This is a genomic window from Paraburkholderia sp. SECH4 (assembly GCF_030511745.1).
Lineage (GTDB): Bacteria > Pseudomonadota > Gammaproteobacteria > Burkholderiales > Burkholderiaceae > Paraburkholderia > Paraburkholderia madseniana.
The window spans coordinates 25,614-43,526 of the sequence record NZ_JALOCP010000046.1 but is presented as its reverse complement, the minus strand read 5'-3'; the positions used below and the strand labels follow the sequence as shown (position 1 = coordinate 43,526).

Here is a 17,913-nt window from a genome sequence, read left to right as displayed (position 1 = left end):
TTAAGAGCGGAAGAGCCGCGAATACTGCGACTCGTGACGCGCCGACAGAATGCCCAATTGCGGCGCGAAGGTGTTGATGTTGTCGGGTGGCGTGGCCAAGGCTCGTGTGACGGCTGCGTCGATCGGCTCACGCAACGCGACGATGATGCGCTGGCCGGCGAGTTGGCCGAGTGGCACGGCCTTCAACGCGGCAGCGGCCTGGTTTTCCACCCAGCTGAATGCGTAGGCGGCGAGCGCGGCGTCAGGCGCTGCATCGTGTGCGTACGCGGCGAAGGCGAAAGCCGTGGGTTGGGCCAAGGGCTTGAGCGATGCCAGCGTCGTGCGCCGTTCGGCGTCGCCCCATTCAAGGGACACGCACAACTGGCGTAGTGACCAGCCCATCTGTTCCGTCTCGCGTCTTAGTTCCACAGACTCGCGGCTTGCCAGGAATTCGCTGTTTGCTTCCTTCAGACCATCAGCATCGTGCGCTCGCCAGCGTTCCATCTGATGCGCAAGAAACGGCAACTCGCCTCGCGCAAGCACGTCGGTTAAACCGCTCGCGATCCAATCGCGTGTGGAATCCGCGTCGGTGATGAGTTGCGCTTCAATCGCCGCTTCGAGACCCTGCGAGTAGCTGAACGCGCCGATCGGCAATGCCGGCGACGCGAGATGCAGCAGCGCTGTGAGTTCACCGATGCGCATGGTGATGATGTCCGTGGCCGCACGATTCGTCGTGGACGTGATCGCTTTCTTTTTGATCGTGCGAATGGTCGTTGCCGTGGTCATGGTCGTGCGAGTGACCGTGTGCGTGGCTGTGACCGTGTTCATGATCGTGTGGGTGGTCATGGCCATGCGAATGCCCATGCTCATGCTCATGATCGTCCGAATGCTCATGCCCATGATGCTCGCCGAACACCTGCTGAGCTAATGCATAGTCTTCAGCAAAGGTCTCATCGTGACCATGCTTGTGACCACCGCCGTACGCGCCGGATTCCGGTTGGAACGGCATCGACACCTGATCCACGCTTGCGCCGATGCGCTTCAGCATATCGGCCAGCACCGGATCGTATTCAAGCTTCAGATAATCCGCGCCGACTTCCACTGGCGTGTGACGATTGCCGAGGTGATACGCGGCGCGCGTCAACGTCAGGGCATCTTTCGCGCGGACAACCAGCACGGCTTCAGGAGCAGCGACCACGCGCACCAAACCACCATCATCGGCGACCAGAACATCCCCATCGCGCAGCACCGTGCCGCGCGGCAACAGCAGCGCGATTTCCTCGCCGTTATCCAGCGTTGCCGCGAGACGGCTCTTACGGCGATCATCAAAAGCAAGCGTCAAAGTCGGCGCGCGCTTCACCAGCACCGGTGCCAGCTTCAGATGCGGCGCAATCAGTTTGTCGATAGTGCGCATGGCTTAGAACAAAAAGTAACGCTGCGCCATCGGCAGCACAGTGGCCGGCTCGCAAGTCAGCAACTGCCCGTCGGCGATGACCTGATACGTCTCAGGATCGACGCTGATCGCCGGACGCCACGCGTTGTGAATCATGTCCGCCTTCGTGATCTTGCGGCAGTTCTTCACAGCAACGATACGCTTATTCAGGCCATAGCGTTCGCCGACGCCCGCATCGGCAGCCATCTGCGAAACGAAGGTCAATGAAGTACGTCCCAACGCACCGCCGCGCGTCGCGAACATCTCGCGATAGTGGACTGGCTGCGGCGTCGGAATCGACGCGTTCGGGTCACCCATCTGCGCCATCGCGATCATGCCGCCCTTCAGGATCAGCGACGGTTTGATGCCGAAAAACGCCGGCTCCCAGAACACCAGATCGGCCCACTTGCCCGGCTCGATCGAGCCGACTTCGTGCGAGATACCGTGCGTGATGGCCGGGTTGATCGTGTACTTGGCAACGTAACGCTTCGCGCGGAAATTGTCGTGCCGTGCGTTATCTTCAGGCAGCGCCCCGCGTTGCACCTTCATCTTGTGCGCGGTCTGCCACGTGCGGATGATCACTTCGCCCACACGTCCCATCGCCTGCGAATCCGACGACAGCATCGACAACGCGCCGAGGTCGTGCAGAATGTCTTCGGCAGCAATCGTCTCGCGACGAATACGCGACTCGGCAAACGCGATATCTTCCGCAATCGATGGGTCCAGGTGGTGGCACACCATCAGCATGTCGAGATGCTCTTCGAGCGTGTTGACGGTGTACGGGCGCGTCGGATTGGTCGACGAGGGCAGCACGTTCGCTTCGCCGCACACCTTGATGATGTCCGGAGCGTGGCCGCCGCCCGCGCCTTCCGTGTGATAGGTGTGGATCGTGCGGCCCTTGAACGCAGCCACGGTCGCTTCAACGAAACCGGCTTCGTTCAGCGTATCCGTGTGGATCGCGACCTGCGTGTCGGTGTCGTCGGCGACGGAAAGACAGTTGTCGATTGCAGCCGGCGTCGTGCCCCAGTCTTCGTGCAGCTTCAAACCGATCGCGCCCGCGGCGATCTGTTCAAGCGCCGGTTGCGGCTGGCTCACATTGCCCTTGCCGAGAAAGCCGAGATTCATCGGATAGCCATCGGCCGCTTGCAGCATGCGTTCGAGATGCCACGGACCCGGCGTGCAAGTCGTCGCGTTCGTACCGGTTGCCGGACCCGTGCCGCCGCCGAGCATCGTCGTCACGCCGCTCGCGAGTGCTTCTTCGATTTGCTGCGGGCTGATGAAGTGAATGTGCGTATCGATGCCACCCGCCGTCACGATCAGGCCTTCGCCGGCGATCACTTCGGTGGACGCGCCGATCGCGATCGTCACGTTCGGCTGAATGTCGGGATTGCCCGCTTTGCCGATCGCGGCAATGCGGCCGTTCTTGATGCCGATGTCGGCCTTGACGATGCCCCAGTGATCGAGAATCACCGCATTCGTCACGACGGTGTCGACCACGTCGGCGTGCACGCGTTGCGACTGGCCCATGCCGTCGCGAATCACTTTGCCGCCGCCGAATTTCACTTCTTCGCCGTAAGTCGTGAAGTCGCGTTCGACTTCGATTAGCAACTCGGTGTCGGCGAGGCGCACACGGTCGCCGGTCGTGGGGCCGAACATTTCCGCGTATGCGCGGCGGCCAATGCGTAATGTCATGGTGTGGGTCCGGAAATGAGCAGGGTGGTCAAAGCAAGCTTGCGCGGATCGCGCATCAGAGCTTGCCCATCACCTTGCCGTTGAAGCCGTAGACGACGCGGTCGCCCGCCAGTTCGACCAGTTCGACGGTGCGTTCCTGGCCGGGCTCGAAGCGCACGGCGGTGCCTGCCGCGATGTTCAGGCGGAAGCCGCGCGCCGCTTCACGATCGAAGGAGAGCGCCTCGTTCACTTCATAGAAGTGATAGTGCGAGCCGATCTGCACCGGACGGTCGCCGGTATTCGACACGACCACCGTGACGGTGGCGCGGCCCGCGTTGAGTTCGTGTTCGCCGTCGTCGATGAGGAGTTCGCCGGGAATCATGAGGCTGCCTTGCGTGATTAGGGGATCGGGTGATGAACGGTGACGAGCTTGGTGCCGTCGGGGAACGTGGCTTCGACCTGGATGTCGGGGATCATTTCCGGCACGCCTTCCATCACATCGGCGCGCGTCAGCAGCGTGGTGCCGTAGTGCATGACCTCGGCGACGGTCTTGCCGTCACGGGCCGCTTCCATCAGCGCGGCGGTGATGAAAGCGATCGCTTCCGGATAGTTCAGTTTGAGGCCGCGAGCGCGGCGCCGTTCGGCGAGCAGCGCGGCGGTGAAGATCAGCAGCTTGTCCTTCTCGCGAGGTGTCAGCTTCATCGGATGTCAAGTTGGGTTACGCCTGTCCCAGCGAGGACAGGCGTCGGATGCGATCGGGGTCGCGCTTCGTTGTGCGCCATCGCGGCCGCTCGAAATGCGACGCGAAACAGACCGCGACAAGCTTACTGCCAGATCAGCTTACAAAGATATCAAGCTGAATTAACGACCCGCTTACAGATTGGTTGGCAAGGGCGCGCCGAACCACTTCTTCGACATCGTGTCGAGCGTGCCGTCCGCCTTCGCTTGGGCGATGGCGGCGTTGACCTTCGCCTGGAGCCGGCTTTCATTTTTGTTCATGCCGACGAAACATGGTGAATCCTTTATAACGAACTTCGGTTCCGGACGACGCGGCGGATTCTTCGCATTGATTGCGGCGGCGACGATATTGCCGGCAGCGATCAACTGCACCTGACCCGAGAGGAACGCGGCGATGGTCGCGTTGTTATCTTCGAAGCGTTTGATGGTGGCGTTCGGCGCCATTTGCGTGAGGCCGATTTCTTCGAGCGCGCCGCGCGTAGCGCCGACAGTCTTGCCGGTGAGATCGGCGGGGCCGGTGACCTTGATGTCGGCGGGACCGAACACGCCCTGGTAATACGGCGCATAGGCCGTCGAGAAATCGATGACCTTGTCGCGCTCAGGCGTTTTGCCGAGCGACGAGATCACCAGATCGACCTTACCCGTCTGCAGATACGGAATACGGTTTGCGCTGTTGACCGGCACGAGTTCGAGCTTCACGTTCATCGACTTCGCGAGCAGGGCAGCGGTATCGATGTCATAGCCTTGCGGCTTCATATCCGCGCCGACCGAGCCGAACGGCGGATAGTCTTCGGGAACTGCAACTTTCAGCACGCCGGCTTTGGCGATGTTGTCGAGCGTATCCGCGTGGGCGGCGGGCGCATTGATGGCGAGGACGGGCGAGAGCAGCAGTGCGGCGAGCCAGGCGCGACGCGCAGGGCGAAGGGTCGATCGGGTCATGTTAGGCGAGCGGTGGTGGCGAGTGGTCGGCTGCCGTCAGGATGCGGCAGCATCGTGGGAGATTTCGATGCAAGGTATGTGCCATGGCGGGGCAGCATGGCTTGGCGGGGCGAATGACACGGTGATGCACCGACTTGGAGTGGTCGGCTGCGCCAGATTGGTGCTTGCGACGTCTTACAAAGGTGAAAGGCACGCTGAGCTGCCAGGCGGCAATGTTCAGCGAATCAGGTCGACCAGATTCGAAGTGGCACAGCGTCGACGCCATGCACGACCGGGCGCAATTGAAGCCAACACTGAGTTAAGGCACGTTGCAGCGTCTCCATAGACCGCGACACCGCCCGCACGAGCAAAACCCCTTCAGTGACACAGGAAGCCGCCGCCCGCAACGAATCGTCAAACGGTAGCTGGGCAGTGAGCGCTTCAGCGAGTGCATCATCGCAGGCCGCCCCGACCGCCCAGAGCGTCCCATACGCAGGAAACCCGGCAAGGCCTTGCGCGGCATCCCGCAATGAATCTTCCGCGCTGAGGCTCGCACGTTCGAGCCACAGCGCCTCGCCATTCGCCCCAACGATCCGCGATACGGCTCGCAACTGCCCCTTTGACCACCGCTCACCAGCCGCTTGCCGCCCAAGCTGAGTCGCATCCCACCCAATTGCGCTAGCCCCTTCGCCAAGCGTCAGCGAAAAATCCAGCATTGCGTTGGCGTGATCGAAAACGATATTGTTTTGCGGCAGCCAGTCGAGCTTCGCCTGAGGGCCGACACGCACCGCAATATTCTGCCGTGCCGCACGGCCATTGGATTTGTACCACTTGGTTGCGCCGGGCGTGGTGATAACGGCGTGCGCACTATCGCCGACATCCACGTCGATATCGAGTTGATCGCCGCCCGCGATCCCACCCGGTGGATGCACGATCACCGCGTGGCAGATCGCGTGGCCTTCCGGATAGAGCGGCCGCTGCACGCGCAACGGACCATCATGCAGCCGATGCTTGAGCGTCGTCCGTTCGCCGTCTTTGACGAAGCCGAGTTCGAGGCGCGCGCGCCATTGCGAGTGCGCGGTGGGATGCGCGGTGGCGAGTGCAGCGTGGTTTTCGTGAAGCGACATGCGAGCGGACTTGCGAATGAATGAGCGGCTGGGCGCGATATTGGGCACGGTAACAGACGCGGCAACAGACGCGTCAATGCGCAGCGTGCCTGCACGCGTTAGGCAGCGACGAGCCGTGTTGCCACAGGATGCGGCGAGAATAGCACGCTGCGGTGCTTGCGCCGGTCAGACGGCGATCAGTGCGCGCACGCCATCCGTATCCATGTTGGCGCCTTCACCGCCCGCGACGATTTCACCACGGCTCATGACCCAATACCGATCAGCGATCTCTTTGGCGAAGTCGTAATACTGTTCGACGAGCAGCACGGTCATGCCCATTTCTTCGACCAACTGACGCAGCGTGCGGCCAATGTCCTGAATGATCGAGGGCTGGATGCCTTCGGTGGGTTCATCGAGGATCAGCAATTGCGGATCGCTCATCAGCGCACGGCCGATCGCGAGCTGTTGTTGTTGACCACCGGAGAGGTCGCCGCCGCGGCGGCTGCGCATGTCCTTCAGGACTGGGAAGAGTTCGTAGATACGGTCCGGGATTTTTTTCGGGGCTTTTTTGCTGGCCGCACCGACCAACAGATTTTCTTCGACGGTCAACCGCGGGAAGATGTCACGGCCTTGCGGAACATAGGCGAGACCTTTTTCTACACGCGAGTAGGTCGGCAGCTTGGTGATCGGCGCGCCGCGCCAGGCGATTGAGCCGCTCTTGGTTTGGACGACGCCCATCAGGCATCTAAGCAGCGTTGTCTTGCCGACACCGTTGCGACCCAGTAGCACAGTGAGCTTGCCGTCAGGCACCGTGAGTTTCACATCACGAAGAATGTGGCTACCACCGTAGTACTGGTTGAGGTTCTCTACTTCTAGCATGTCGGTCGATCCTTGAATTCTGGTGGCTTTTTGCGGCCGTGATTTGATTGTGGCCATTACCGCCCGAGATAAGATTCGATCACCGTCTCATCTCTCTTCACCTCATCAAGCGTGCCGTGAGCGAGAACCCGCCCTTCGGCCATCACCGTCACCTTCCCCTTCTCACCCGACAACGCCGCCACAAACTCCATATCGTGTTCGACAACCATCATCGAGCAACTCCCACGCAAATGATTGAGCAGCTCGGCTAACTGCATGGTCTCGTCATCGGTCATGCCCGCGGCAGGCTCATCGAGCAAAAGCAGCGCCGGTTGCTGCATCAGCAACATCCCGATCTCGAGCCGCTGTTTCTGCCCATGCGACAACTCGCCGGCAAGCCGCCGCGCTTCGCTCTCCAAGCCAATCAAAGCCAGCGTCTCTTCAATCCGCGCTTGCGCCTCACGATCCAATCGCGCACGCAAAGAAGCCCACCATCCCTTGTCAGCCTTCATGGCCAACTCAAGGTTCTCCCACACAGGATGCTGTTCAAAAACAGTAGGCTTCTGAAACTTGCGCCCAATCCCTGCGCGCGCAATAGACGGCTCATTCATCCGCGTCAAGTCGATCGACTGCCCGAGAAAGACCTTGCCGGAATCGGGCTCGGTCTTCCCGGTGATGACATCCATCATCGTCGTCTTGCCGGCCCCATTCGGCCCGATGATGCAGCGCAACTCACCCGCGTTGATCGATAAAGTCAGCGCGTTCAACGCGCGAAACCCATCGAAACTCACGGTCACGTCTTCAAGGTACAGAATCGTCCCGTGCGAAATATCGATCTCGCCCGGCACCACCGCGTGCCCCATGCTCGCGACACCGCTCAACGACCGTTCAGCAGGCTCTTCAGGTAATGCAAGATCAGGGACCATCGGGTTTTCGTTCATGAGTGGTCCCTCTTGCGCGTGACCATTTCGATCAGGCCCATGATGCCGTTCGGCAACAACAGCGGGACCAGCACGAAAATCAGACCAAGAAAGAACAGCCAGTATTCAGGGAAGTTCGCCGTAAAAAAGCTCTTCGCGCCATTCACCGCGAACGCGCCGATGATCGGTCCAATCAACGTGCCGCGTCCACCCACCGCAACCCAGATTGCCATCTCGATCGAGTTGCCCGGTGACATCTCCCCCGGGTTGATGATGCCGACCTGCGGCACATACAACGCCCCTGCAATTCCGCACAAAATAGCGGAGACGGTCCACACGAACAGCTTGTACGCGAGCGGGCTATAGCCGAGGAACATCAAACGCGTTTCACCATCACGTACTGCAGTGACCACGCGGCCCAGCTTCGACGTGACGATTGCCCGCGCGCCGATGAAGGCCAGGATCAACACCGCAAACGTGATCAGCAGGAGGGCAGTGCGCGTGCCTGGATGCGTAATCGGAAAACCGCCGATACGCTTGAAGTCGGTGAAGCCATTGTTACCGCCGAAACCCATTTCGTTGCGGTAGAACAGCAGCATGGCGGCAAACGTCATCGCCTGCGTGATGATCGACAGGTACACGCCCTTCACCCGCGAGCGGAACGTGAAGAAGCCGAACACCCACGCGACAACGGCGGGTACCAGCACCACCAGCAGCAGCGCATAGCCGAGATGCTGCGTGCCTTGCCAGTACCATGGCAGTTGGTGCCAGTCGAGAAACACCATGAAGTCCGGCAGGTCGCTGCCGTATTTGCCTTCGTGGCCGATCGAGCGCATCAGGTACATGCCGATCGCGTAGCCGCCCAACGCAAAGAACAACGCGTGTCCCAGGCTCAGAATGCCGCAATAGCCCCACACGAGATCGAGTGCCAGCGCGGCGATCGCGTAGCACATGAACTTGCCGGTGATCGTCATCGCATACGCGGACAGATGGAACGCGCTTGTCTCCGGGACCACCAGCGTGGCGAATGGCACGCCGAGACCGAACACGATGATCAGTGCGATCAGCGCGAGCCACGCGCGGCGTGACAGCAATGCAGGACGCGGAGGCAAGCCGAGCGCGAAGCCTGACTGCGCCTCGCGTCCGGTAGAAGCGCCACTGCTTGCTGAGCCGACGTGAGCCGAAGAGGTAGCCGATGTCATCTCATGCCTCCGCGCTACGGCCCTTGAGGGCGAACATGCCCTGCGGACGCTTCTGGATGAACAGCACGATCAGCACGAGCACCGCGATCTTGGCGAGCACCGCGCCCCAGAACGGTTCGATCGCCTTGCTGATCAACCCGAGACCGAAGCCGCCGATCACCGTGCCGGCGAGTTGGCCGACGCCGCCGAGCACCACGGCCATGAACGAATCGATGATGTAGCTCTGGCCGAGATCCGGGCCCACATTGCCGATCTGCGACAGCGCGCAGCCACCCAGTCCGGCAATACCAGCACCGAACGCGAATGCATACGAATCGACGCGCGCGGTTTTCACGCCGACGCATGCTGCCATCCGCCGGTTTTGCGTGACGGCTCGCACGAACAGACCCAGGCGGGTTTTAGTCAGGACAGCCCACGCAATCCCGACGACGATCAGCGAAAACGCCAGAATCGCCAGCCGGTTGTACGGCAGGATCAGATTCGGCAGCACGGTCACGCCGCCGCTCATCCATGCAGGGTTGATCACCTGGACGTTTTGCGCGCCGAACACCATACGTGTCGCCTGAATCAGAATCAGGCTGACGCCAAAGGTGGTCAGCAGGGTTTCGAGCGGACGGCCATACAAATGCTTCAACACCAGCCGTTCGAGCACGATGCCGACCAGGCCGGCTGCGGCGAATGACGCCGGCACGGCAAGCAGCGGATACCAGTCGAACGCACCGGGCGCAAAGCGCTGGAACAGGTTCTGCACGACATACGTTGCGTACGCGCCGATCATCAGGAATTCGCCGTGCGCCATGTTGATGACGCCGATCAGTCCATACGTGATCGCGAGACCGAGTGCGGCGAGCAGCAGCACGCTGCCGAGCGACAAGCCCGCGAACAGCGTCCCCGCGATCTGGCTGCGGCGCTGAATCGAATCGAGTTCGTCGATGCCGCTTTGCGCGGCGGAGCGCACGCGATCGTCCGCTTCGTTGAAGGTGCCGTCCGGCTTCTTAGCGACGAGCGGGCGCAGCAGTTCGTTCATGTCGAGATCGTGCCGCGCGGCGACCAGTTGCACGGCTTCGAGGCGCTTGGCTGGGTCGGCGTCGTGCAAGGCGGTCATCGCCCACAGCGTGTCGAGACGCTTCTTCAGCGCAGGGTCGGTTTCCTTTGCACGCGCCGCATCGACGAGCGGTTTGATCGACGGATCGGGGTTTTGCAGCAGTGCGGTGATGGCCGCGTCGCGCGTGGCGGCGTCGGGTGAATCGAGTTGCAGACCCGAGAGTGCGCCCGCCACTTTCGAGCGCAGCAGGTTGTTCAGGGTGACCGGTTGCGCGTCGCCTGCGGCGACCGTTTTACCGGTGACGGCATCGCGCGCCGTGTCGCCGTCTTGCAGCAGCACCGCGCCGGAATCGGTGGCGAGCGCGCTGTCGTCGGACAGGGCTTTGAGCACCGCGAGCGATTCTTTGTCGTGGTTGGCAATCAGCTTGTCGATTGCCGCGGATTTCGCATCGAAGTCGTCACCGGCGAGCGGCGCGACATCGGCCGGCGTGAGCGCAAAGGCGGTCAGCGGCGCGCTAACGATAAGCGCGAGCGCGAGGCCGCCGATGTTGCGTCGTGCGAATTTCAGAAATGAAAACGCCATGGTGGCCTTTGAAGAAAAACCGGCGAGGCGGCGCGGCATCGAGGTGATGCACCGGTGCCACGCCGGTGTCTTGCGTCTTGCAGCGTCCTGTCGGGCAGAGCAGCGGTTCGGCCCCGGCTCTGCCCAGGTTCAGGCTCAGGTTCAGGCAACCCGCGAGCGCTTCAGGAATGCGGGAATCGAACTGACCACATCCGGCTTGCTCGAATTGCCGGCGATGAACGGGCTCCACGGCTGCGCGCGAACCGCGGTCTTGGTGCGCCACACCACGTTGAACTGGCCGTCGGCACGCACTTCGCCGATCATCACCGGCTTGTGCAGATGGTGATTGCCGTCCATTTCGAGCGTGAAGCCCGACGGCGCCGCAAACGTCTGGCCAACCATCGCCACGCGCACCTTGTCCACATCCGTGCTCTTTGCTTTTTCGACGGCCTGCTTCCACATATGGATGCCGACGAAAGTCGCTTCCATCGGGTCATTGGTCACGCGCTTGGTGCCGCCCGGCAGGTTGTTGTCCTTGACCCATGCAGCCCATTGCTTCTTGAACTTCTCGTTGGCCGGGTTGCGCAGCGACATGAAGTAGTTCCATGCCGCGAGATTGCCGACCAGCGGTTTCGTATCGATGCCGCGCAGTTCTTCTTCGCCGACCGAGAATGCGACCACCGGCACGTCGGACGCCTTCAGCCCCTGGTTGCCGAGTTCCTTGTAGAACGGCACGTTCGAGTCGCCGTTGACGGTCGAGATCACCGCGGTCTTGCCGCCCTGCGAGAACGTCTTGATGTTCGCGACGATGGTCTGATAGTCGCTGTGGCCGAACGGCGTGTAGACCTCCTGGATATCGGCTTCCTGCACGCCTTTCGACTTGAGGAACGCGCGCAGGATCTTGTTGGTCGTGCGGGGGTACACATAGTCGGTACCCAGCAGGAAGAAGCGCTTGGCGCCGCCGCCTTCCGCGCTCATCAGGTATTCGGTTGCCGGAATCGCTTGCTGATTCGGCGCGGCGCCCGTGTAGAACACGTTGCGCGACATTTCTTCGCCTTCGTACTGCACCGGGTAGAACAGCAGGCCGTTCAGTTCTTCGAACACCGGCAGCACTGACTTGCGCGACACCGACGTCCAGCAGCCGAACACGACGGCGCACTTTTCCTGGGTGATCAGTTGGCGTGCCTTTTCGGCGAACAGCGGCCAGTTCGACGCCGGGTCCACGACCACCGGCTGCAGTTGGCGGCCCATGACGCCGCCGTTCTTGTTGATGTCCGCGATGGTCATCAGCGCGGTGTCTTTGAGCGATGTCTCCGAGATCGCCATCGTGCCGGAGAGGGAATGTAGAACGCCTACTTTGATCGGACCGCTGCCCGATTGCGCCTGAGCAAACGGAACCTGACCTGCAAGCGCCAATGCGCCCGACATGGAGCCGAACTTCAACAGACTACGACGTTTCATGTATTTCCCCTTGCCATTGATGGTGACTGTTTATGGGCGTCGATTTCAGCCAGCAGGGCTTATCCCGCATGACTTGCCGCTTCTGTACTGCAAGGCACATGCCATGCAGTAATTTCGACTTGAAGTCCGCGAATCGCGTGCTGCGACGCGGTGATGCGCCGCGTCAGTTATGCGTATCGCGGCGCAAAATTGGTGCAGGAGCAGGGCGTGCGCCTCGTTCAGGTGCGTACCGCGCCGCAACGAAGCGTGTCCGTCGGCCAGCGGGCGTCGGCGGTGCATGGTCGCTGCCCCTTTGTGCATGTAGCGCGCTCTGCCTACGCCACGCGTGGTGATGGGCAGCGCATGAGGTTTATCGGACGCGAGCGTGGATATCACGGTGTGGGATTCGGCGGGATTGCAGTGGGAGTGGTAGCAAGAGAAGAGGCCGGCGCCTCGCGGCGCCGGCCTCTTCTTTGTAGACGACATCTGTGTTGCAGCCGATTGTCAGAAGGCGACGAACGGCCCAGTCTGCGTACCGATCTTGGCGCCTTCGAGCACGGTATACACGCTACGGCCGAAGAAGAACGGTAGGCCCCACATGAAACCTCCGGAAAATTTCGCGCCGAGACTGTCGTAGGCCGCGTTCAGGTTTGCCCGCAAGCTGAGTCCATTGCCGACCGAGAACGGCACAGTGACTGGTGTGCCGACTCCGCTAGTGGCCTTCAAGATGGCGGACAGGTTAAGGGCGGGAGACGGCGTGTACCAGACGCCCGCGTAGGGAATTGTGGCATCCGGGAAGTTATACACATTCGTGCCACTGTCGAACACGCCAGTGAGCGTATTGCCCTTGTACACGGTCGTGAAGAAACCGTTCTGATCCACCGGCACGATATTCGCCATCGATGGCAGCGCATTGTTCTGACGCGTCCCGACGCCGAACACGAGTTCACCTGTCGCCGTGGCTTGACCGTCTGCGGGCAAGGCCGGCAAACGGATGATGGTGCCGTTGTTATCGGAGGTAAAGTCGGCGACAGGATTCATGACTTGCGTGTCGAGTGGTACGCGCGTACCCGTGCACGAACTCGTCGAGGGACAGTAGTAGTAGGTCGCCGACAGCACTTGTCGAGCCGCGAGCGGATAGTCGCGCGCCGTATGGCCGATGCCTATCACACCGTTCGCACCGAGCGCGGCTGCCGTATTGAGATCGATCATGCCGCGGGAATTGCACTCCGATGGCATGGCATATGCGCCGTCGCCGATCACTTGAACCGGCAGATTGCCCGCGGTTTTGCCTCCGATAGTTACGTCGGCTCGTTTGATCGAGCCCCACGTGTAGCCACCCATAAAAATCGCGCATTGGGCAATTGGAGCGCCTCCGGTCGGATCGTTAGAGGCACCTGTTTGCGCCGGCAAGCGGGAAGCGAGCGTTGAGCCCAGCGCACTTCCCATCACGCGCACGCCGACCGAGCCGGTGTCGAGCAGCATGTGATCGACAGTCGAGCATTGGGTGCTGCCTTGCGAGCCGGGGAGGCATATGGTTGCGCTCACATAGAGCATGTTTGTCTCGCCCATCGTCCGATCGACGACAATCGGCACGGTGTTCACGTCGGCGACTGGAGTTGGTGTCGGAGTCGGAGTTGGCGTCGGAGTTGGCGTCGGAGTTGGCGTCGGAGTTGGCGTCGGAGTTGGAGTCGGAGTTGGAGTCGGAGTCGGAGTCGGAGTCGGTGTCGGCGTTGGCGTTGGCGTCGGAGTCGGAGTCGGACTCGGAGCGGGACTCGGCGAAGGCTTAGGACTCGGCGTCGGCGTCGCCGGCTTATCGTTGTCTTTGGTCGCATTCGAATTGCCGTCGTCGCCACCGCCGCCACCGCAGGCTGAAAGAGCCAAACTAGCCGTTAGCAACGCGAAGCAAAGTTTCTTATTGAGGGTCGTCATGTTTCTTGTGTTCCGTGAAATCGATGTGCCGTGTCACTGCAGATCGTCAACACGAACATTCGCGGGGACGAGGCGCGGCAGAACTGCCTTGCCGAAGAAGTTTCCCGCTCGGCCCGCGGACTCGATCTGAAAGTCGCTGTTGCGTTCGATCAACGGACCGGTGCCGCGCGCGCGGCCCGCACCGGCGGAGACAGCGTTCGGAAAATAGCTGCCGAGTAGCGCAACCATGTCGGGGCGCACGGGCCCTTGCCACGTGACGGCAAACACGACATTGGTAGGCAGCACGTATTCGCGAATCCTGACGCCGTCGGCGTCATGTGACTCGCGCACGGTATAAGCCGTGGTTGAAGCAGGAGAGGAATTAGGCGCAGCCGACTGGAGCAAGGACTTCGGGGCCGAACCCGCACCCGGTGCCCCACCCAACGCCGCATACGACGCGAGCGGCAAAAGCGCCGACACGGTCAGCACGATCTTTACAAATCTCATCACATTGCTCCAAAAAACAGGTCGGAGCATGTTGCCTGCGGGCGATTAATGAGAGGCTCTGAAACGTCCTAACGATGAGTAGGAAACGCCGATGCGATTCGGCCGCTTCCGCGCGGCGCCAGCAGGTAGGAAAGCAGGAGGCAGACGTCTCGCAACGCCGCCTCCCAAACAAGCACGACGCAATCGTCAGAACGCGACGAACGGTCCGGTTAACTTACCGATCTTGGCGTTTCCGATCACCGTATACACGCTGCGGCCATAGAAGAACGGCAAGCCCCAGAGGAACATGCGGCTGTGCGGGGAGTACGCACCGACGTTGTTGTACGCAGCGTTACCGCTTGCCATCAGGTTCAGTGCGTTGTCGATCGGGAAGGTCATGCTAACCGGCGGACTGGAACCGTCGGTGGGCTCCATTGTTGCCGCCAGGTTGAGCGGGCTCGATGGCGTGTACAACTCCCACTCGGAAGTCGTGGGAATCGTGTCGTCGGGGAACACGTACGCATTCGTGCCGCTATCGATCGCGCTCCAGTTAAGCACGGTGCCGTGATACTGGGTCGTCATAGTGGCGTACTGGTCGAGCGCAAAGATGTTGGCATTGGCCGGCGGCGTATTGTTTGACTGGGTGCCGACGCCGAATATCAACTGACCGGAGACGCCCGCCTGGCCACCCGCTGTAATCGCCGGCAAGCGGATGACCGTGCCGTTGTAATCGGCGTCGAATGCCGCAACAGGGTTCATCACCTCCTTGGCAACTGTCATACGCGTACTGACGCAGGAATTCGCCGACGGGCAGTAATAGTAGAGCCCAGGTACCGCCTTCTGCAGCGCGTCCTTTGAGTCTTGAGTGAAGTGTCCAATTCCCAGAATACCGTTGGCACCCAGACTCTTGGCGGAGCTGAGGTCGGCCCCACCGCGTGCAGCGCATTCCGCTGGCGTGGTAAATGCGCCGTCTCCGGTCACCTGGATCGGAACGTTGCTCGCCGTCCGGTTGCCGATCGTGATGTCAGCGCGCTTGACCGAGCCCCACGTGAAACCGGAGGCGAACGTCATGCATTCGGCGATCGGGAAGGCGCCGGTATTGTCGTCGGGAGCACCGACTTGCGTGAGCAACTGTGAATTGAGCGACTGCAGCGCGCTCGCCGCAATGCGTACGCCCGTCGACCCGGTGTCGACCAGCATGCGGTCGACGGTCACGCAGGGCCCTTTGCCCTGCGTGCCGGGCGCGCACACCTGGATCGAGGCGTACAGCATGTTGATGCTGCCCATCGAGTTGTCGACGCGGACGGTTACCGTATTGTTCTTGTCGGTTTTGATGTTGCTCGTGTAGCCGGCGTTATCCGAGCCGCTGGTGCCGCCGGAGCCGTTGGGCGGGGTGATCCAGTCGGGCGTGGCGTTCCAGCCGATGGAGCTGCCGTCACCGCTGCTCCCACTGCTTCCACCGCCGCAAGCCGCAAGTAGAACGCTGGCAGCCGTCATGGCCGCCCAGAACGTTTTGTGAATGGTTTTCATATTTTTCCGTAACTCGGTGGCCGTCTTATTTCAGATCGCCCGGGCGGACGCTGGCGGGTTTCAGGCGGGGGAGATAGGCGACGCCGAAGAAGTGGCCGAGGCGGCCGGCAGACTCGACGCGAAAGTCGTCATTGCCTTCGACCATGGGGCCGGGCCCGCGCACACGGCTTTCACCCGCGTTCACATAGTTGGGGAAATAGCTGCCGAGCAGCGCCTTCATATCCGGCCGTATCGGCCCTTCCCAGGTGACCGCAAATACGACATTGCTGGGCAGCACGTATTCGCGGATCGTGACGCCGTCGGCGTCGAGCGACTCGCGCACGGTGTAGGGCGCCGTGGCGGTTGCGTTGGCGGCTCCAGTGCTTGCAGCGGCGGCAGACTTTGGCGTAGCGCGCAGCATGGACGGAGAGGATGAACTCGAGTTCGGCGCTCCACCCAAAGCCGCATACGACGCAAGCGGCAACAGCGTTGCCGCCAGCATCGCGATCTTCAAAATTCTCATCACCTTGCTCCTCCAAAAATGGTCGGAGCATGGTGCCCAGGCAAAGCTCAGGAAACCGTACGAAAATTCTGCGGCGCAGAGCGGAAGGATCGCAATGAAAGGGCGGTGTCAGGGAGATCGAAAACGGTCAGCGCCCTGTGGATGTGCGAGGAGTCGCATACGTCGGCAATCAACGACAGGTAACAACCCGCGGCAAGCAACGAACAACGACGAGCAGCAGGTAGCCCAAGCGCGCAACGAATGAAACGCTGCGTAGACAAAGGGTCAATCGGGGAATGAAAAAGATGAAGCGAATCGGTTTACTGCGGCGCCATCACATTCGGTAACGCCCGCCGACCAAGCTTCCCGGCAGCGCCTTTCGCCGCGACGCCCGGATGCGGCACAGCCGGTACCTGCGGAAGTGCAGTCAACGAACCATCATCGACCGGCGACAGCAGCGCACTCAACTGCAACACGTCCTGATCGGTCAGATTGGCGGTCGAAGCCTGCAGCTTCAGACTATTAATCAGCGTGTCATAACGCGCCTTCGCCAGATCGCGACGCGCCGAAAACAGTTGATCCTGCGCATTGAGCACATCGATATTGATCCGCACGCCGACCTGATAACCAAGCAGATTCGATTCAAGCGAGGTATTCGCCGATCGCTCGGCGGTCTGCAGCGCGCGCACCTGCGCGAGCCCACTCACCACACCGAGAAACGCTTGCCGTGCCGACAGCGCGGCATTGCGCCGAGCCGTATCCAGATCGGCTGCAGCCTGGTCTTCGAGCGCGCGCGTTTGACGTACACGGCTTTGCGTCGCGCCGCCCGCAAAGATCGGAATCGTGAGCTGCACGCCGATCGTGCTGTTCGTGTATGTGGACCCCAGATTGCCCAGTTCCGCGGCGAGCGCCGGCGTGCCGGGCGAGGGCGTATTCGCGCCGCTGCCAAAGCCGCCACCGAAATTGCCGCCGAAGTTACCCGCACCGGCCGCACCGAGACTGCTGCGCGAGCGGCTCGCCACCAGGTCGACGGTCGGCAGATGACCGGCCTTGGCCTTCGACGTTTCGTGCTGTGCGCTATCCAGCGCGATCTGCTTCAGCACGACCTGATAGTTCGCGTCGGTGGCCGCGTCGACCCACAGATTGATATCGGCGGGCACTGGCGGCGGCAGCGGCGCGCCGACGGCGAGCCCATCCACACGCTCGACCGGATGCCCGACAATCTGCTGCAACGTGGCGAGCTTCACCGCGAGATCGTTCTGCGCAGCGATTTCCTGCGAGATCGCCTGATCGTATTTAGCCTGGGCTTCGTTGGTATCGGTGATCGTCGTGTTACCGACTTCGAAAGAACGCTTGGCCGATTCAAGCTGCTGCGCGATCGACGCCTTCTGCGAACGCACAATCTCGAGGCTGTCCTGTGAGGCGAGCGCGTCGAAGTAAGCCTGGCCAAGCCGCACGATCAGATTATCGACGTGGATCAGCGGCTGCGTGAGCGAAATCGTGTAGCCGTTGCTATTGCCGTACGAGGCAGGAAAGCCGCCGCCGAAATCGGTGTTCTGGCGATTCCCGGTGAGCGACGCGGAGACTTGCGGCAGCAGTCTGGCGCGGGCGAGCGGCAACTCTTCGCTATTGGCG

General features: G+C 61.5%; 17 protein-coding genes. All 17 read right to left on the bottom strand.

The annotated features are described in order from the left end of the window. Entirely contained in the window at positions 1 to 681 is a 681-nt protein-coding gene (locus tag M0D67_RS36600; protein WP_266242039.1) for an urease accessory protein UreF, read from the bottom strand. Beyond that, positions 668 to 1,393 carry an urease accessory protein UreE gene (gene ureE, locus M0D67_RS36595; protein ID WP_266242010.1) on the bottom strand — a complete coding sequence of 242 codons (726 nt, stop codon included), beginning with the start codon at positions 1,391 to 1,393 and terminating at the stop codon, positions 668 to 670. The genes M0D67_RS36600 and ureE overlap by 14 nt, the downstream gene beginning before the upstream one ends. 3 nt (positions 1,394 to 1,396) lie before the next feature. After that, positions 1,397 to 3,103 (bottom strand): urease subunit alpha, encoded by a 1,707-nt coding sequence (ureC, locus tag M0D67_RS36590; RefSeq protein WP_054041795.1) that lies wholly within the window; start codon positions 3,101 to 3,103, stop codon positions 1,397 to 1,399. A 55-nt stretch (positions 3,104 to 3,158) separates the two neighbouring features. Next, a complete protein-coding gene (locus tag M0D67_RS36585; protein ID WP_054041797.1) occupies positions 3,159 to 3,464 on the bottom strand; it encodes an urease subunit beta in 306 nt (101 codons plus the stop codon). Positions 3,465 to 3,481: 17 nt separating this feature from the next. Then, positions 3,482 to 3,784: an urease subunit gamma gene (ureA, locus tag M0D67_RS36580; RefSeq protein WP_054041799.1), complete on the bottom strand. Its 303-nt coding sequence runs from the start codon at positions 3,782 to 3,784 to the stop codon at positions 3,482 to 3,484. Between the two features lie 171 nt (positions 3,785 to 3,955). Further along, a complete protein-coding gene (locus M0D67_RS36575; protein ID WP_266242007.1) occupies positions 3,956 to 4,759 on the bottom strand; it encodes a transporter substrate-binding domain-containing protein in 804 nt (267 codons plus the stop codon). A gap of 224 nt (positions 4,760 to 4,983) precedes the next feature. Beyond that, positions 4,984 to 5,865 carry an urease accessory protein UreD gene (locus M0D67_RS36570; protein WP_266242005.1) on the bottom strand — a complete coding sequence of 294 codons (882 nt, stop codon included), beginning with the start codon at positions 5,863 to 5,865 and terminating at the stop codon, positions 4,984 to 4,986. A gap of 165 nt (positions 5,866 to 6,030) precedes the next feature. Then, entirely contained in the window at positions 6,031 to 6,723 is a 693-nt protein-coding gene (urtE, locus tag M0D67_RS36565) for an urea ABC transporter ATP-binding subunit UrtE (protein ID WP_074286084.1), read from the bottom strand. A gap of 56 nt (positions 6,724 to 6,779) precedes the next feature. Further along, positions 6,780 to 7,643, bottom strand: a complete 864-nt coding sequence (gene urtD, locus M0D67_RS36560; RefSeq protein WP_097391608.1) for an urea ABC transporter ATP-binding protein UrtD — start codon at positions 7,641 to 7,643, stop codon at positions 6,780 to 6,782. Next, the gene (urtC, locus tag M0D67_RS36555) at positions 7,640 to 8,824 is read right to left on the bottom strand and encodes an urea ABC transporter permease subunit UrtC (protein WP_266242001.1); all 1,185 of its coding nucleotides are present in this window, start codon (positions 8,822 to 8,824) and stop codon (positions 7,640 to 7,642) included. Before urtC ends, urtD begins: the two co-directional genes overlap by 4 nt. 1 nt (position 8,825) lies before the next feature. Further along, the gene (gene urtB / locus M0D67_RS36550; RefSeq protein ID WP_266241999.1) at positions 8,826 to 10,451 is read right to left on the bottom strand and encodes an urea ABC transporter permease subunit UrtB; all 1,626 of its coding nucleotides are present in this window, start codon (positions 10,449 to 10,451) and stop codon (positions 8,826 to 8,828) included. Between the two features lie 141 nt (positions 10,452 to 10,592). Next, positions 10,593 to 11,891, bottom strand: coding sequence for an urea ABC transporter substrate-binding protein (gene urtA / locus M0D67_RS36545; RefSeq protein ID WP_171926778.1), 1,299 nt, complete (start codon positions 11,889 to 11,891; stop codon positions 10,593 to 10,595). A gap of 483 nt (positions 11,892 to 12,374) precedes the next feature. Then, entirely contained in the window at positions 12,375 to 13,475 is a 1,101-nt protein-coding gene (locus M0D67_RS36540; protein ID WP_266241997.1) for a DUF3443 domain-containing protein, read from the bottom strand. A 360-nt stretch (positions 13,476 to 13,835) separates the two neighbouring features. After that, positions 13,836 to 14,288 carry a DUF2844 domain-containing protein gene (locus M0D67_RS36535; protein ID WP_266241995.1) on the bottom strand — a complete coding sequence of 151 codons (453 nt, stop codon included), beginning with the start codon at positions 14,286 to 14,288 and terminating at the stop codon, positions 13,836 to 13,838. Positions 14,289 to 14,474: 186 nt separating this feature from the next. Continuing rightward, positions 14,475 to 15,797, bottom strand: coding sequence for a DUF3443 domain-containing protein (locus M0D67_RS36530; RefSeq protein WP_266241993.1), 1,323 nt, complete (start codon positions 15,795 to 15,797; stop codon positions 14,475 to 14,477). A gap of 25 nt (positions 15,798 to 15,822) precedes the next feature. Then, entirely contained in the window at positions 15,823 to 16,299 is a 477-nt protein-coding gene (locus tag M0D67_RS36525) for a DUF2844 domain-containing protein (RefSeq protein WP_266241991.1), read from the bottom strand. Between the two features lie 299 nt (positions 16,300 to 16,598). Then, on the bottom strand, positions 16,599 to 17,897 hold the full coding sequence (locus M0D67_RS36520) for a TolC family outer membrane protein (protein WP_233468858.1): 1,299 nt from the start codon (positions 17,895 to 17,897) through the stop codon (positions 16,599 to 16,601). Between the last annotated feature and the right edge of the window lie 16 nt (positions 17,898 to 17,913).

Coding starts and splice junctions, on each gene's coding strand:
- M0D67_RS36600 (WP_266242039.1), bottom strand. CDS start 681: ATGCGCATCGGTGAACTCACAGCGCTGCTGCATCTCGCGTCGCCGGCA.
- ureE (WP_266242010.1), bottom strand. CDS start 1,393: ATGCGCACTATCGACAAACTGATTGCGCCGCATCTGAAGCTGGCACCG.
- ureC (WP_054041795.1), bottom strand. CDS start 3,103: ATGACATTACGCATTGGCCGCCGCGCATACGCGGAAATGTTCGGCCCC.
- M0D67_RS36585 (WP_054041797.1), bottom strand. CDS start 3,464: ATGATTCCCGGCGAACTCCTCATCGACGACGGCGAACACGAACTCAAC.
- ureA (WP_054041799.1), bottom strand. CDS start 3,784: ATGAAGCTGACACCTCGCGAGAAGGACAAGCTGCTGATCTTCACCGCC.
- M0D67_RS36575 (WP_266242007.1), bottom strand. CDS start 4,759: ATGACCCGATCGACCCTTCGCCCTGCGCGTCGCGCCTGGCTCGCCGCA.
- M0D67_RS36570 (WP_266242005.1), bottom strand. CDS start 5,865: ATGTCGCTTCACGAAAACCACGCTGCACTCGCCACCGCGCATCCCACC.
- urtE (WP_074286084.1), bottom strand. CDS start 6,723: ATGCTAGAAGTAGAGAACCTCAACCAGTACTACGGTGGTAGCCACATT.
- urtD (WP_097391608.1), bottom strand. CDS start 7,643: ATGAACGAAAACCCGATGGTCCCTGATCTTGCATTACCTGAAGAGCCT.
- urtC (WP_266242001.1), bottom strand. CDS start 8,824: ATGACATCGGCTACCTCTTCGGCTCACGTCGGCTCAGCAAGCAGTGGC.
- urtB (WP_266241999.1), bottom strand. CDS start 10,451: ATGGCGTTTTCATTTCTGAAATTCGCACGACGCAACATCGGCGGCCTC.
- urtA (WP_171926778.1), bottom strand. CDS start 11,891: ATGAAACGTCGTAGTCTGTTGAAGTTCGGCTCCATGTCGGGCGCATTG.
- M0D67_RS36535 (WP_266241995.1), bottom strand. CDS start 14,288: ATGAGATTTGTAAAGATCGTGCTGACCGTGTCGGCGCTTTTGCCGCTC.
- M0D67_RS36530 (WP_266241993.1), bottom strand. CDS start 15,797: ATGAAAACCATTCACAAAACGTTCTGGGCGGCCATGACGGCTGCCAGC.
- M0D67_RS36525 (WP_266241991.1), bottom strand. CDS start 16,299: ATGAGAATTTTGAAGATCGCGATGCTGGCGGCAACGCTGTTGCCGCTT.